The sequence below is a fragment of the Mesorhizobium sp. M0664 genome, assembly GCF_040320565.1.
Taxonomy (GTDB): domain Bacteria; phylum Pseudomonadota; class Alphaproteobacteria; order Rhizobiales; family Rhizobiaceae; genus Mesorhizobium.
Window position 1 is genome coordinate 1 of sequence record NZ_JAMYPW010000013.1, and the last position, 14,193, is coordinate 14,193.

At 63.6% G+C, this 14,193-nt stretch carries 14 protein-coding genes; 2 read left to right on the forward strand and 12 right to left on the reverse strand.

Annotated features, from left to right (window positions below):
• Positions 1-246 precede the first annotated feature (246 nt).
• On the reverse strand, positions 247-1,032 hold the full coding sequence (locus tag NKI39_RS14735) for a DUF899 domain-containing protein (RefSeq protein WP_352832538.1): 786 nt from the start codon (positions 1,030-1,032) through the stop codon (positions 247-249).
• Between the two features lie 156 nt (positions 1,033-1,188).
• Positions 1,189-1,743, reverse strand: coding sequence for an autotransporter (locus NKI39_RS14740; protein ID WP_352540005.1), 555 nt, complete (start codon positions 1,741-1,743; stop codon positions 1,189-1,191).
• A gap of 99 nt (positions 1,744-1,842) precedes the next feature.
• Between NKI39_RS14740 and NKI39_RS14745 the strand changes: the two genes are divergently transcribed.
• Positions 1,843-2,589, forward strand: a complete 747-nt coding sequence (locus tag NKI39_RS14745; protein WP_352540004.1) for a GntR family transcriptional regulator — start codon at positions 1,843-1,845, stop codon at positions 2,587-2,589.
• A 165-nt stretch (positions 2,590-2,754) separates the two neighbouring features.
• On the opposite strand, the gene NKI39_RS14750 is transcribed toward NKI39_RS14745, so the two are convergent.
• The 5 genes from NKI39_RS14750 to NKI39_RS14770 form a co-directional block, all read right to left on the reverse strand.
• The gene (locus NKI39_RS14750; protein ID WP_352832542.1) at positions 2,755-4,413 is read right to left on the reverse strand and encodes an FAD-binding dehydrogenase; all 1,659 of its coding nucleotides are present in this window, start codon (positions 4,411-4,413) and stop codon (positions 2,755-2,757) included.
• A gap of 55 nt (positions 4,414-4,468) precedes the next feature.
• Positions 4,469-5,455, reverse strand: coding sequence for a Gfo/Idh/MocA family protein (locus NKI39_RS14755; protein WP_352832545.1), 987 nt, complete (start codon positions 5,453-5,455; stop codon positions 4,469-4,471).
• Between the two features lie 140 nt (positions 5,456-5,595).
• Positions 5,596-6,171, reverse strand: coding sequence for a YceI family protein (locus NKI39_RS14760; protein WP_352767410.1), 576 nt, complete (start codon positions 6,169-6,171; stop codon positions 5,596-5,598).
• 68 nt (positions 6,172-6,239) lie between these two features.
• Positions 6,240-6,818 carry a cytochrome b gene (locus NKI39_RS14765; RefSeq protein ID WP_352472552.1) on the reverse strand — a complete coding sequence of 193 codons (579 nt, stop codon included), beginning with the start codon at positions 6,816-6,818 and terminating at the stop codon, positions 6,240-6,242.
• A 60-nt stretch (positions 6,819-6,878) separates the two neighbouring features.
• A complete protein-coding gene (locus tag NKI39_RS14770) occupies positions 6,879-7,769 on the reverse strand; it encodes a LysR family transcriptional regulator (RefSeq protein WP_352832547.1) in 891 nt (296 codons plus the stop codon).
• A 105-nt stretch (positions 7,770-7,874) separates the two neighbouring features.
• Here NKI39_RS14770 and NKI39_RS14775 point away from each other — a divergent pair, with 105 nt between their 5' ends.
• Complete coding sequence (locus NKI39_RS14775; protein WP_352540001.1) at positions 7,875-8,870, forward strand: aldo/keto reductase; 996 nt, start codon at positions 7,875-7,877, stop codon at positions 8,868-8,870.
• A 270-nt stretch (positions 8,871-9,140) separates the two neighbouring features.
• Here the strand turns inward: NKI39_RS14775 and NKI39_RS14780 are convergent, their stop codons facing one another.
• The 5 genes from NKI39_RS14780 to rpmI all read right to left on the reverse strand — a co-directional run bounded on the left by NKI39_RS14780 (position 9,141) and on the right by rpmI (position 14,120).
• Complete coding sequence (locus tag NKI39_RS14780) at positions 9,141-9,743, reverse strand: nucleotidyltransferase family protein (RefSeq protein ID WP_352832549.1); 603 nt, start codon at positions 9,741-9,743, stop codon at positions 9,141-9,143.
• Between the two features lie 39 nt (positions 9,744-9,782).
• The gene (gene pheT, locus NKI39_RS14785; RefSeq protein WP_352832551.1) at positions 9,783-12,191 is read right to left on the reverse strand and encodes a phenylalanine--tRNA ligase subunit beta; all 2,409 of its coding nucleotides are present in this window, start codon (positions 12,189-12,191) and stop codon (positions 9,783-9,785) included.
• A gap of 106 nt (positions 12,192-12,297) precedes the next feature.
• The gene (pheS, locus tag NKI39_RS14790) at positions 12,298-13,383 is read right to left on the reverse strand and encodes a phenylalanine--tRNA ligase subunit alpha (RefSeq protein WP_352451635.1); all 1,086 of its coding nucleotides are present in this window, start codon (positions 13,381-13,383) and stop codon (positions 12,298-12,300) included.
• 96 nt (positions 13,384-13,479) lie between these two features.
• A complete protein-coding gene (rplT, locus tag NKI39_RS14795) occupies positions 13,480-13,881 on the reverse strand; it encodes a 50S ribosomal protein L20 (RefSeq protein ID WP_006201247.1) in 402 nt (133 codons plus the stop codon).
• 35 nt (positions 13,882-13,916) lie between these two features.
• Complete coding sequence (rpmI, locus tag NKI39_RS14800) at positions 13,917-14,120, reverse strand: 50S ribosomal protein L35 (protein WP_006201248.1); 204 nt, start codon at positions 14,118-14,120, stop codon at positions 13,917-13,919.
• Positions 14,121-14,193: the final 73 nt, after the last annotated feature.

Consider the following 14,193-nt stretch of genomic DNA (forward strand, 5'->3'; position numbering starts at 1 on the left):
CTCCGCTAAACACGGGGGCTGCGCGGCGGACACGCCGACGTCAACGCAATGCCACGCCATTTTGCAGAACTTGACGCACACAACTAATCGGCTGCACTATGGCCGGCCGGGCTCGCATCGCCGGTGGATCCGCCTGCATGAATCTCGCTCATGTCCGTAGTCCCACATAGCGAGCGGGATGCGGTCGAACCGTGCATCCCGCTCCTCCAATTGTCCTGGCCGCATTTGCGCGACGCCAAAGACGTTCTATTCGGTGCGGTTCCGGAACGCGGCCTCTCCGGCGTCCGACACCTCGACCCACTTTTTGTCGGGAACGGCTTCGGCGCCGTAATTGTCGTGCCAGTTCCACCACTTGTACGTCGGCGTCTGCGGATAGCCCTCGGGCGAATCCTCCCAAACCTCCTGGCGGCCGAGCGGCGACAGGTCGAGATAGCTCCATACGGTCCCCATCGCCTCGTCGCCGCGGTTGTTGATGAAGTAGGTACGGAACACGCGATCACCGTCGCGGATGAACACGTTGTGGCCGTGCCATTCGTCAACGCCGAAATCGGCATCGAAGCTGTCGGTGATGGTGTACCAGGGCATCTTCCAGTCCATCCGCGCCTTCAGCCGCGCAATGTCGGCCTGCGGTGCGCGCGAGGCGTAGGCAAGCGTGGTGTCGCGGGCGTTCAGATGGGCAAGATTGCCGACCTGGTCCGCCCCCAGCGAACAGCCGCGGCAAGCGTGGTCGGGCCAGCCGAATACGCCGGGCTCGAAGAAGGCGCGGTAGACGATCAGCTGACGGCGGCCCTCGAACAGGTCGAGCAGGCTCACCTTTCCATCAGGCCCTTCGAACGTATAGGTCTTCTCCACCGCCATCCACGGCATCCGCCGGCGCTCGGCGGCCAGTGCGTCGCGAGCCCGGGTCACGGTCTTCTCTTTCACGAGCAGTTGCTGGCGCGCGGCCTCCCACGCGTCAGACGAAACGACCGGTGGTGTCTTCATCGCGAGCCGCTTCGTCTGCTCGCCTGTGCCATTCTGATGTGCCGTCATTGTGCATCTCCTTGCTGGTTTGTCGCCGCAGGCGCGACGTGTTGGGTCGTCAGATAGGATAGGGGCGATAGCGGGTTGGCGAGAGTGACAAGTGTGACGCGATTCCGACGGGTCCGCTGATCACGGCCAATTTCGCCGCCCGCGACGCCCCTGCGCTCATTCGTGCCCGGACTGCTGAATGGGCCGAGCGCCGGCCAGATAGCGGTCATTGTCAAACGGCTCGGCCTGGTTGCTATCCGGACTCCACAGCTGCCGGTGGGTTCGTGTGAGATCGCCGAGGTAGACATGCAGCGCACCCGATCGCGCACCGCCCGTATTCGCAACCGCATGAACGGTATTTGACGCCATGTGCACCACGGCAGGCGCTGCGATGTCCTGCCTTTCGGGAACATCGAGTTCGCTGCCGGCAACGGGATAGATGAAGTTCGTCTCGCTGCCCTTGTAGATGCCGATCAAGGCATCCATCAGGTGGTTGTGAGGCGGGTACTGCAGGCCGGGCGACAGAGTGATGTGATAGATCGTCAGGTTCGGACTCGCATGCAGAAGCACCTCGTCGTCGTCTTCTTCGTGAGCGAGTGTTCCCGATGCGTGAAAGCGGTTGGTGTAGTCGCCCAGGACCGTCCTTACCGCTTCGAGGGGATCTGGCCCCTTCGCGGCATTGACGATATCATCAGCAACAGCGTAGAGGGGCGAGTTGGCGGCTAAAGGCATATCAGTTATCCTCCCTGAGATGCTCAGATTATCAATTTGAGATGATCACGCTAGCGAATGCTGAGGCCAGCGTCAATCGGACAGCCAGACGGACAAAATATGAAAACGACGAAGTTGACCGCCGAACCGGCAAGACCGGCTACGGTCGAGGCGACAGCACTGTCAGCCGCCGACGTCCTTCGCAGGGAACAGGCATATGAGCAGCTGAGGAACGACATCATCGCCTGCGTGCTGCGCCCCGGCGAGGCGCTGACGGAGAAACAGATCGGTGATCGATACCAGATCAAAAAGGCGACCATCCGCGCGGCGCTGGCCCGACTGATGCAGGAAGGACTGGTCAGGAGCGAGCCGCGCCGCGGCTACGTCGTTGCTACGCTCAGCCTGCGGGATGTCAACGAGATCTTCGATGTCCGCAGCTTGATCGAGCCGGAAGTGTTCAGGGTGGCGGCATCGAACATGACTGAGCGCGGGCTCGAGGATGTCAGGCTGGCAGCGCAAAAAGTGCTGAAGCCGGAGACGCTACGCAGCCACGTCGCCTTCCTTGCGGCCGACCGTGCGTTTCGTCTGGCCCTTGCGGAGCTCTCGGGAAATTTACGACTGGCGCATCTGCTGGACCAGATACTCGACCAGTCGGCGCGGGTTCTCCACCTCGGCTTCAAGTCCCGCGACTTCACCCAGTTGATCATCGCCCAGCAAAAGGAGCTGGTCCTTGCCTGTGAGGCAGGCGAGATTTCCGCCATCGTCAAACTTGCCCGTTCGCAGTGCCTGTCTCTCAAGAAGCAGGTGCTCGAGGCTTTGCTTGCCGGTTCCAAGCTTCAAGACGTCAATTTGCAGCCCTTCACCTAGAGCCGGTTCCGGTTCTCCTGGAACCGGTAACCCGCTCTAACTATCTGTTTTGCCGCATTTATGCGGACGCCAAATGATTCCATTCGGCTGCAAAATGCTCTAAGGGAAGTTGGCCATTCGGTGCGACCCGCCACCTTGGCGCAACGGCCGCCGGCGGGCCTTGTTTCACCCCACCGCGTGTGCCGCCGCCCGTCCGGCACTGCGGCCGGAAAAGATGCAGCCGCCGAGAAACGTGCCTTCGAGCGCTGCATAGCCGTGCATGCCGCCGCCGCCGAAACCGGCGGCCTCGCCCGCCGCGTACAGCCCCTCGACTGGTTGGCCGCCGGCGCCCAGCACGCGGCTGTCGAGGTCAGTCTCCAGCCCACCGAGCGTCTTGCGGGTCAGGATGCTGAGCCTGACGGCAATCAGCGGGCCATTGGCGGGATCGAGCAGCTTGTGCGGTCTTGCGGTGCGGATCAGCCGGTCGCCGAGATAGGCTCGCGCGCCGCGCAACGCAGTAATCTGCATGTCCTTGGAGAACGGATTGTCGAGCTGCCGGTCGCGGGCGCGGATTTCGCGCTCAACCTGCGCCAGTTCGAGCAGCGGCTCGCAGCCGGCCACTGCGTTCATGCGGGCGACCAGCGCCGGCAAATCAGGCTCGACGATGAAATCCTCGCCCTTCTCCATGAACGCCTTGACCGGCGCGGGCACGCCGCTGGTGGCGCGGCCGAGCACCTGGCGCCAGCTCTTCCCCGTCAGATCGGGGTTCTGCTCGGAGCCCGACAGCGCGAACTCCTTCTGGATGATCTTTTTGGTCAGGATGAACCAGGAATGATCGAAGCCGGTGCTCATGATGTGGCTGAGCGTGGCCAACGTGTCGAAGCCGGGATAGAGCGGGACCGGCAGGCGCTTGCCGCGCGCATCGAGCCACAGCGATGACGGGCCGGGCAGGATGCGGATCGCATGATCGGTCCAGATCGGTGCCCAGTTCCTGACGCCCTCGACATAGTGCCACATGCGGTCGCGGTTGATCAGCCGGCCGCCGGCGGCTTCGGCGATCGCCAGCATGCGGCCGTCGACATGATCGGGAACGCCAGTGATCATGCGTTTCGGCGGCGCGCCCATCCGCTTCGGCCAATTCTCCCGGACCAGCCGGTGATTGGCGCCGATGCCGCCGGAGGCGACGATGACGGCCTGCGCCTTCAGCTCGAAATCACCGGTGATCTCGCGCGAGCTCTTGCGGCCGCGCTCGGCATCGCTCGCCGCCAATAGGTCGCCGCGCACGCCGTCGACGACGCCGCCCGTCCGCGTCAATTCGTTTACACGGTGACGGAATTTGAAGCGGATCAGCCCGCGTTTCTCGGCCTCGCGCACGCGCTGCACGAACGGTTCGAGCACGCCAGGGCCGGTGCCCCAGGTGATGTGGAAGCGCGGCACCGAATTGCCGTGGCCGACGGCATTGCCGCCGCCGCGCTCGGCCCAGCCGACCACCGGAAAGAATTTCAGGCCGCGCTGCATGAGCCAGGAGCGCTTCTCGCCGGCGGCGAAGCCGAGATAGGCCTCGGCCCAGCGGCGCGGCCAGAGATCTTCCGTGCGGTCGAAGGCTGCGGTGCCCAGCCAATCCTCGAGCGCCAGCTCATACGAATCGCGGATGCGCATGCGCCGCTGTTCGGGCGAATCGACAAGGAAGATGCCGCCGAGCGACCAGAATGCCTGGCCGCCAAGCGACTGTTCCGGCTCCTGCTCGACGATGATGGTCTTCTTGCCGGCCGCAGTCAGTTCGGCCGCCGCGACAAGGCCGGCAAGGCCGGCGCCGACAATGATCACATCCGCATCGTCGGACATCTATTTGGCCATGATCTTGTACAAAAACCGGTCCCGTTGTGGGATCACGGCCGGCCTAGACTGTTTCCCAGCCTTCCTTTTCGCCGGCGCGGAAGATGGCATCGATGACCTTCTGGTTGAGCACCGATTCTTCCAGGGTGAAGACGCGGTCCTTGCCGCCCTGCGCAGCCCGCGCGAAGGCCTCGACTTCCAGCCGGTATTGCTGCGTGCCGGGAAAGCGGAACACCTGCGCCTCGCTGTGGTTCTGGTTGTGCAGCTCGACGCGGTGATGGTCGTAGAGCCCGGCGTTGAACGGTGAGGACACCTCGATGAAGCCCTTCTCGCCGTGGAAGATCATCACCTGGCGTGCCGCCATCTGCGTCGACAGGTAAAACGACAGCTCGAAGTCGCCGAAATCGGCGCGGATCGAGGAATAGATGTCGGTGCCGAACGTCTTGTCGCGCTCGATCGTCGCCTGGACGCGCAGCGGCTCCTTGCCGGTCGAAAAGCGTGTCGACACTGTCGGGTAGACACCGATGTCGGGCAGCGCGCCGCCGCCGAGATCGAGCTTGTTGCGCATGTTGTTGGGGTCGACATTGTAATAGGAGAACGCGCCCTGGACATGGCGCAGCCGGCCGATGGCGCCGTTGGCGATCAGCTCGCGCACCTTGATCCATTGCGGATGGTAGACGACCATGAAGGCTTCGCACACCAGCACCTTCCTGGCATCGCGCAGCTTGATCAGCGGCGGAATGTCCCTGGCATCGAGCGCCAGCGGTTTTTCGACCAGAACATGCTTGCCGGCCTCGATCGCCTTGGCCGTCCATTCGACATGCTGCGAGGTCGGCAGCGGAATGTAGACGCCGTCGATGTCGCTGGAGGCGAGCAGCTCCTCATAGGAGCCGAACGCGTGGCGCGCACCGAAGCGTTCGCCCAGCGCCCGCGCTTTCGACAGATCGCGGCTGGCAATCGCGGACAGCACGCCGTTCTCCGCCTCGACGATTGCCGGCAAAAGCTGCTCGCGGCCGATCTTGGCCGTCGACAAAACACCCCATCGGAACATCAGATTTCTCCTCTCGATTGCAGGCCTGGAGGTTTGCCCTAATTCAGGAGAAAAGCCAATGCGGGAGCATGGCGGCGAACACGGCGATCATCTGCGGCTTGTCCGGATGCCGGCGCTGCCCCCTGCGGAACCTGCAAAGGCTATCCCCTTCTACCCATCAGCGTCATGTCGAAATCGACGACGTTGGAATAAATCGGCGTGCCGACATCCATGCCGTAGCGCGACCGCAGCACCTTGCCGGTGACGTGGAATTTTATCGTGCCCGCCCTGAGCCCGCCGAGCTCGGCCGTGAATTTTTCCTGAAAGGTCTTGCCGCGCGCCGTCAGCCGGCCGGTGACAAGGGCCGACGTGTCGCCGGTGCGTTTGACGCTGGTCGAACGGAACTGGATCTCCGGATTGTTGGCCGCGTCGAAAACAGCGTCCGAGCGGAGAAAGGCATCGATGCGGCTTTGGCCGGTACCGACGCTTTCGGGAAAGATGGTGAAATTGACCCGGGACCGGCCGACATCGCTGTTGTCGATGAGGATACTGCCCTTGAAGCGGGAGAAGGCACCGTCGAGCCCGCCGCCGCCGAGCTTGGCGATGGAGAAATGGATGCTGGAACTCCCCGGGCTGATCGTGTAGCTGCCGGCCGCCTCGCCAAGGGCAACGGCGGCGAAAACAGGCATGGCAAAACAAGCGGCAGCTGCCGCAAATCCGAAGATGCGCGCGTACATGGAAATGGTCCTCTTGGCAGGCAACGCTTTCTTGCGTCCTCGCCCCATCAACGAATGAGCCGTCCGCTCTATTCCCTGTCGTGATGTGACGAAGCCGTGATCATGCGCGTCAGCACGGTATCCCTCAGCCAGAAATGATGGCGCAGCGCTGCGGCGAGATGCAAAGCGACAAGTCCGATGCCGGCATAGGCGAGATACCAGTGCGTCGCTGCCCAGAAGCTTTCTGCCGTGTCCGATTCACCGAGCGGCAGATTGGGCATGACGAACAGATTGAACGGCACGCTCGGGATCTCCAGCACCGAGACCGAGACCAGCGCCCAGCCGGACAGCGGCAGAGCGAGCTGAAACGCATAAAGCGCGAGATGGACCAGCGGCGCCATCCGGCGCTCGAAAGGGCCGACCGAGCGCGGCAGCGGCGGGGCCGGTCTGCCCAGGCGCCAGGCGATGCGCAGGATGACCAGTCCAAGCAGCAGGAAGCCGAAGGATTTATGCAGCTGGATCAGCTCGAAGGCGGTGCGCTGGCTGGACAGCCGCACCATGACGAAGCCGAGCACGAACTGGCCAATAAAGAGCGCCGCGATCAGCCAGTGAAGGATGATCGCCGTCCAGCCGTAGCCGGCCGTCTGGTTTTTGGGCAGTGCTGACATGGTCGGTGAACGAATGCCAGGTCGACTTTCTTCCACCTCTCCCTTGTGGGGAGGGTTGGCTTACTCGCCGACCTTGAAAAAATCGACAAAGGCCCTGAGCGCCGGCCGCATCTGGCGGCGGCTGGGGTAATAGACGAAGAAACCATCGAAGCGCGGGCACCAGTCCTCCAGCACGCGAACGAGCTTGCCCCCGGCGAGCGGGTCGCGGACATAGTCCTCGAACACGAAGGCGAGCCCGGCGCCGTCGACCGCGGCATTGGCAATCAGATGGTCCTCGTCGAGGATCAGCGGCCCTTCCACCGGGATTTCGATCTCCTCGCCGTTTTTCTCGAATTCCCAGCGATAGATGATGCCGCTGGAGAAGCGGAAGCGGATGCAGCGGTGAGCGGCGAGATCGCGCGGATGCTGCGGCTTGGACCTGGTCTCGAAGTAGGATGGCGTGCCGACCACCGCGCCGCGAAGGTCTGGTCCGATGCGCACTGCGATCATGTCGCGCTGCAGGCTCTCGCCCAGCCGCACACCGGCATCGAAGCCGCCCTTGACCACGTCGGTGAAGCGGTCCTCGATGACGATCTCCAGCACGATGTCGGGATAGGCAGCAGCAAAGGCGCCGAGCCTTGGCGTCAGCGTCAGGTGGGCGGCGGTGCGCGGCACGGTCAGCCTGAGATTGCCCGCCGGCCGGTGGCGCGCCTCGATTGCCGATTCAAGCGCAAGGTCGATTTCCGACAGCGCCGGCCTGAGGCGCTCGAGCAGTTGCGCGCCCTCCTCGGTCGGAGCGACGCTGCGCGTGCTGCGCGCCAGAAGGCGCACGCCGAGGCGCGCTTCGAGGCTGGACACCGCGTGGCTGACCGCCGACGGCGCGATTGCCAGTTCCTTGGCGGCGCCGCGAAAACTGCCGCATTGGGCGACCATTGCCAGTACCGCGAGCTGTGAAAGATGGGTTCGCTTCATTGATCTATTTCTTGGAACAGCCCGTGCAATTGAGAGCCGATTATCGAACTCGGCGCAAGACGCTATCTCTGCGGCATCACAACCATCACAACAAGGAGACACGTGATGCAAACCCGAAAGCTTGGCAATGAACTTGACGTCTACCCGGTCGGCCTCGGCTGCATGGGGATGAGCTTTGCCTATGGTGGCCAGCCGGAGGCGGAGGCGATTGCCACGCTGCGCCATGCCGTCGAGATCGGGGTCAATTTCTTCGACACGGCCGAGGTCTATGGCCCTTACGAGAACGAGATCCTGGTCGGCAAGGCGCTGAAGCCGGTGCGTGACAAGGTGACGATCGCAACCAAATTCGGCTTCAAAATCCTCGAAGAAGGCAGCGGCATGGAGCGCATGGCCGGTGTCGATAGCCGCCCGGAGCATGTCAAGGCCGTGGCCGAAGCGTCATTGAAGCGGTTGGATACGGAGGTGATCGATCTCTATTACCAGCACCGCGTCGACCCCAACGTGCCGATCGAGGATACGGTCGGCGCCATGGCCGAGTTGGTGCGCGAGGGCAAGGTGCGGGCGCTCGGCCTGTCGGAGGCGAGTGCGGCGACCATTCGTCGGGCGCATGCCGTGCACCCGATCGCCGCCGTGCAGAGCGAGTATTCACTGTGGAGCCGCGATCCGGAGGAGGAGGTGTTTGCTGTCTGCCGTGAGCTCGGCATCGGCTTTGTCCCGTATAGCCCGCTCGGCCGCGGCCTGCTCACCGGCACGATCGCCAAGCCCGATGTTCTCGGCGCCGACGACTGGCGCCGTGGGTTGCCGCGCTTCCAGGCCGACGCCATGGCGGCCAATGCGGCGGTCGTCGCCGTGCTGGAAAAGATGGCCGCCGGGAAGGGCGTGACGCCGGCGCAGCTGGCGCTCGCCTGGGTGCTGCATCAGGGCGACTTCATTGTCCCGATCCCTGGTGCGCGAAAAATGCGCCATCTGGAGCAGAATACGGCGGCAGCCGATATCGTGCTGAGCCAGGCCGAGGTGGCATCCATCGGCGACGCCCTGTCGCCGGAAAAGGTGGTCGGCAAGCGCTATACCGAGGAGCTGCTGGCGCTGGTTAACGGGTGAACGGCAATCGACGGCGTAATCGAAACGGGGCGTTTGGGCACCCCTTTTGACTAATACGGTGCGATGCAAAGCGTTGTGAGACCTCGGCGCGAGGCACCCCCCTCTGTCCTGCCGGACATCTCCCCCTCAAGGGGGGAGATTGGCAGTTCCCGCGCCCTGCCCGCCCTTCCGGCGCCGGTGATTGGCGAAAGCCGAGGCGACATCCGATCTCCCCCCTTGAGGGGGAGATGCCCGGCAGGGCAGAGGGGGGGTGCCTCGCGCCGACATTTCCTACCAAGGCATGACACTGATCTCCGGCCAGTTCTCCCTGGCACGCGCGCCCTTCATCTCGTGCGTCTGCCGATTATCCAGTGCACGGTTCGGGGTAACGCGAAACGAGAAGATGTCGTCGAGCCCGAACGGCGCCACGAGCGCGAGTTGCCCATCGGTGCCGAATCTAACGCCGACCGCATGGGTTTTCGAAGCGAAATAGGACAGCGCCTCGGCGGACGACGACAGTCTGGGATAGGAACCGCCAAAGCGCGCCTCAAACCACAGATGCACCCGTGCCTGATTGCGAACCTCGACCGGCAGCTTCAGCCCTTCGAAATGCCTCGCCGCACGGCGGATGACCGTGTCCTCGGCTTCATAGGACAGATCGCTCTCATCGAAATAAAACAGGTCGACATCCCGGATGCCGTACCCCGATGGCTTTCCGGTCAGATGATTCCAGACGCTGTTGTAAAGCGCGCCGGAGACGACCAGCCAGTCCGGCAGGCCTAGCACCCGTACCCGCGACAGCGTCTCACTGACCAGCGGATCGGCTGAGACGATATCGAGAAAGACTGCACGCTGTTCCTCGAAGGGCAGCCCTGAATAGCGCAAATGGTCCATCGCCCTTTGGACGGCGATTCGCCAGGCGCTCGCAACCCCTCAGCCGCGCAGCACGCCGCCGGTCTGCTTGCCGACATTCTCGACGATGCGCTTGGCCAGCGCCTCGAAATCCTCGTCGGTCAGCGTCTTTTCGACCGGCTGGATCGACACTTCGATGGCGATCGATTTCTTCGCCGCGCCGAGCGCTGCACCCTCGAAAACATCGAACACCGAGACGCCGGAAATCAGCTTTCGGTCGGCGGCAAGGGCGGCGCGAACGAGTGTGCCGGCTTCGACCGCCTTGTCGACGACGAAGGCGAAATCGCGCTTGACCGCCTGGAAGGCGGACAGATCAAGCCTCGGCTTTGTTCGCGTCGGCTTGGCCTTCGGCTCGGGCACGGTATCGATGAACACTTCGAAGCCGCAAAGCGGGCCGGAGACGTCAAGCCCCTCCAGCGTCTTCGGGTGGAACTCGCCGAACGTGCCAAGGATTACCTTCGGCCCGAGCTTGATCGTGCCGGAGCGGCCGGGATGATACCAGGCCGGACCGCCGGCCTCAATCTGCAGCCGCTCGACCGGCGCGCCGCAGGCTTCGAGTGCGGCGATCGCATCGGCCTTGGCATCGAAGACGCCGACGGCGCCGGCATTGCCGGCCCAATGGCGGCCGGAGCCCTCGAGCCTGGCGGTGCCGCGCCGCACGCCGGCGGCAACGCGCCGCTGCTGGTCGGCGCCGTCGCCCTCGTAAGTGCCCGACACTTCGAACAGCGCGACATCGCCGATGCCCCTGTCGGCATTGCGCTGTGCTGCCGCGATCAGCCCCGGCAGCAGCGACGGCCGCATGTCCGACATATCGGCGGCGATCGGGTTGGCAAGCTTCAGCGCCTGCTGGCCGCCGCCGAACAATTCGGCGTGTTTTGCCGGAATGAACGACCAGGTGACGGCCTCCATCATGCCGCGCACGGCAAGTGCCCGCTTGGCAGCGCGGGTGCGGATCTGCAGCACAGTCAGGATCTTGGCGTTGACCGCATCGTGCGAACCGAGCGGCTGCGGCGCGATGTTGTCGACGCCGTGGATGCGCATGACCTCCTCGACCAGGTCGGCCTTGCCGTCGACATCCGGCCGCCAGGACGGGACCGCCACATTGACGACATCGCCCGTGCCCTCCGGCCTGAAGCCGAGGCGGGCAAGAATGTCGAGGCTTGTCGAGCGCGGCACTTCGATGCCGGTCAGCCGCTTCACTTCCGACAATGGGAACGAGACGATCTTCGGCTGATGGCCGGCATAGCCGACGACTTCGGTTCGCGCCGGCGTACCGCCGCAGAAATCGAGCACCAGCTTCGTCGCCAGCTCCACACCGGGAATCATCATTTCCGGGTCGACGCCACGCTCGAAGCGGTAGCGTGCGTCGGTGATGATGCCGAGCGTGCGGCCGGTGCGGGCGGTGGTGATCGGGTCCCAAAGCGCCGACTCGATCAGCACGTCGGTGGTGTTCTCGTCGCAGCCGGAATGCTCGCCGCCCATGATGCCGGCAATCGATTCGATGCCGTCCTGGTCGGCGATGACGCACATCTCCGGCGTCAGCGTGTATTCGCGGCCGTCGAGCGACAGCACCTTTTCGCCATCACGCGCCCGGCGCACGGCGAGATTGCCGGTGACCTTCGCAGCGTCGAAGACATGCAGCGGCCGGCCGCGGTCGAAGGTGACGTAATTGGTGATATCGACGAGCGCGCTGATCGGCCTCAAGCCGATGGCGAGAAGCCTTTGCTGCAGCCATTTCGGCGACGATCCGTTCTTGACGCCGCGCACCAGGCGCAGCGCAAAGCCGGGACAGAGCTCCGGCGCTTCGATCGTCACCTTGACCGGCGTCTCGCCCTTGCCGGGGATCGGCTCTATCGGGGCGCTCTTCAGCGTGCCGAGCCCGCTCGCCGCCAGATCGCGGGCGATGCCATGGACACTGGTCGCATCCGGCCGGTTCGGCGTCAGATTGATCTCGATCAGCGGGTCGTCGAGATGGGCATAGGCGGCGAAGCTGGTACCGACCGGCGCATCGGCCGGAAGGTCGATGATGCCGTCATGCTCCTCGGACAATTCGAGCTCGCGCTCGGAGCACATCATGCCATGGCTTTCAACGCCGCGGATCTTGCCGACGGTCAGCGTCACGTCGATGCCGGGAATATAGGTGCCCGGTGCTGCAAAGGCGCCGATCAGGCCCGCGCGGGCGTTCGGCGCTCCACACACGACCTGCACCGGCGGCTTGCCGTCGCCGGTGTCGACGGTCAGCACGCGAAGCCGGTCGGCGTCGGGATGCTGGACCGCCGTCAGCACCTTGGCGATGACGAAGGGGGCCAGGCTCGCCCGGTCGTCGACATGCTCGACCTCGAGGCCGATCGAGGTGAGACGCTCGACGATTTCCGCCAGCGAGGCGTCGGTCTCGAGATGATCCTTGAGCCAGGAGAGGGTGAGTTTCATGACTGTGTTCCGTCTGGTCTGGGCACGCTGCACTTGAAGCTATGCGGCCGCGCGTCGGACATGTGCAGGAAGGCGAGCTGCCCGCGGATTTGCTGCGGCCCGGTCGTCACGCGCTCAAGCCCCCGAACAGCGTCGGCATGTCGAGCGGCCTAAAACCGTAATGCGACAGCCAGCGCACATCGGCGTCGAAGAAGGCGCGCAGATCCGGCATGCCGTATTTCAGCATGGCGATACGGTCGATGCCCATGCCCCAGGCGAAGCCCTGGTATTCGTCGGGATCGAGCCCGCCGTAACGGAGCACATTGGGGTGCACCATGCCGCAGCCGAGAATCTCCATCCAGTCGGAGCCTTCGCCGAAGCGCACCTCGCCGGGCCGCGAACGGTCGCACTGGATGTCTACCTCGAGGCTGGGCTCGGTAAACGGGAAGAAAGACGGCCGGAAGCGCATCTTGACGCTCGGCACCTCGAAGAAGGCCTTGCAGAACTCCTCCAGCACCCATTTCATATTGGCGACGTTGGCCGATTTGTCGATCACCAGCCCCTCGACCTGATGGAACATCGGCGAGTGGGTGGCATCGGAATCCTGCCGGTAGGTCTTGCCGGGGATGACGATGCGGATCGGCGGCTTCTGCATCTCCATGGTGCGGATCTGCACCGGCGAGGTGTGGGTGCGCAAAAGCTTGCGCTCCCCCTGCTCGTCCGGCTGGAAGAAGAACGTGTCGTGCATCTCGCGCGCCGGGTGGCCTTCCGGGAAGTTCAGCGAGGTGAAATTGTAATAGTCGGTCTCGATGTCCGGACCTTCGGCGATGGCAAAGCCGAGATCGCCGAAAATCGCCGCGATCTCGTCGATAACCTGGCTGATCGGATGGATGCGGCCGCGCTCGGCCGGCGATTGCCTGACCGGCAAGCTGACGTCGACCTTCTCTGCGGCAAGCCGTGCTGTGATCGCCACATCTTTCAGCTCGGCGCGGCGCGCCGAAAGTGCCTCGGTGACGCGGTTCTTGAGGCCGTTGATTGCCGGGCCTTTGACCTGTCGCTCCTCGGCGCTCATCGAGCCGAGTGTCTTCAGCATCTCGGAAACCGAGCCCTTCTTGCCAAGGGCAGAGACACGCACCGCCTCGATCGCCTGCTCGTCGGCGGCCGAGGCGATCTCGGCCATCAGGGAATTTTCGAGAGTTTCCATGTCACTCATGTTCCAGATCCGATTGGAAGCAAAGAAAAACCCGCGCCAGCCCTGCCAGCGCGGGTTTCCCAAATCAAGTGTCGAATAGCTTGGGAAGCGCTGGTCTTAAGCGACAGCGCTTTCAAAAGCATTCGGCGTGGTATTCTTCAGGTATTCGAGCGCGACTTTGGCCTTGGCCACGAGTGCGGCGAAGGCCTGCGGCTCGTGGATGGCCATGTCCGACAGGATCTTGCGATCGATCTCGATTCCGGCCTTGTTGAGACCGTCGATGAAACGGCCATAGGTCAGGCCATGCTCATGCGTCGCCGCATTGATGCGCTGGATCCACAGCGCGCGGAACGAGCGCTTGCGGTTCTTGCGGTCGCGATAGGCGTACTGCAGCGACTTTTCCACCGCCTGCTTGGCGATGCGGATGGTGTTCTTGCGACGGCCGTAAAAACCCTTGGCGGCTTTCAGGACCTTCTTGTGCTTGGCGTGCGAGGTGACGCCTCTCTTTACGCGTGCCATGTCATGATCTCCTTAACGCTGTCCAGACCGAATGCTCAGAGGCCGTTCGGCAGAAAATTCTTGATGACCTTCTTGCCATCCGGTTCAGCCAGAACCATCGTGCCGCGGGCATTTCGAATGAACTTGTTGGACCGCTTGATCATGCCGTGACGCTTGCCGGCTGCAGCCGACAGAACTTTACCCGTACCTGTGATCTTGAACCGCTTCTTGGCGGCCGATTTGGTCTTCATCTTGGGCATTTTGCTACTCCGTTTATATGCGCACCAATGCGATGTTCGCTTCAGGCCGACCAAAGCCCGAAAAGCAAATGAA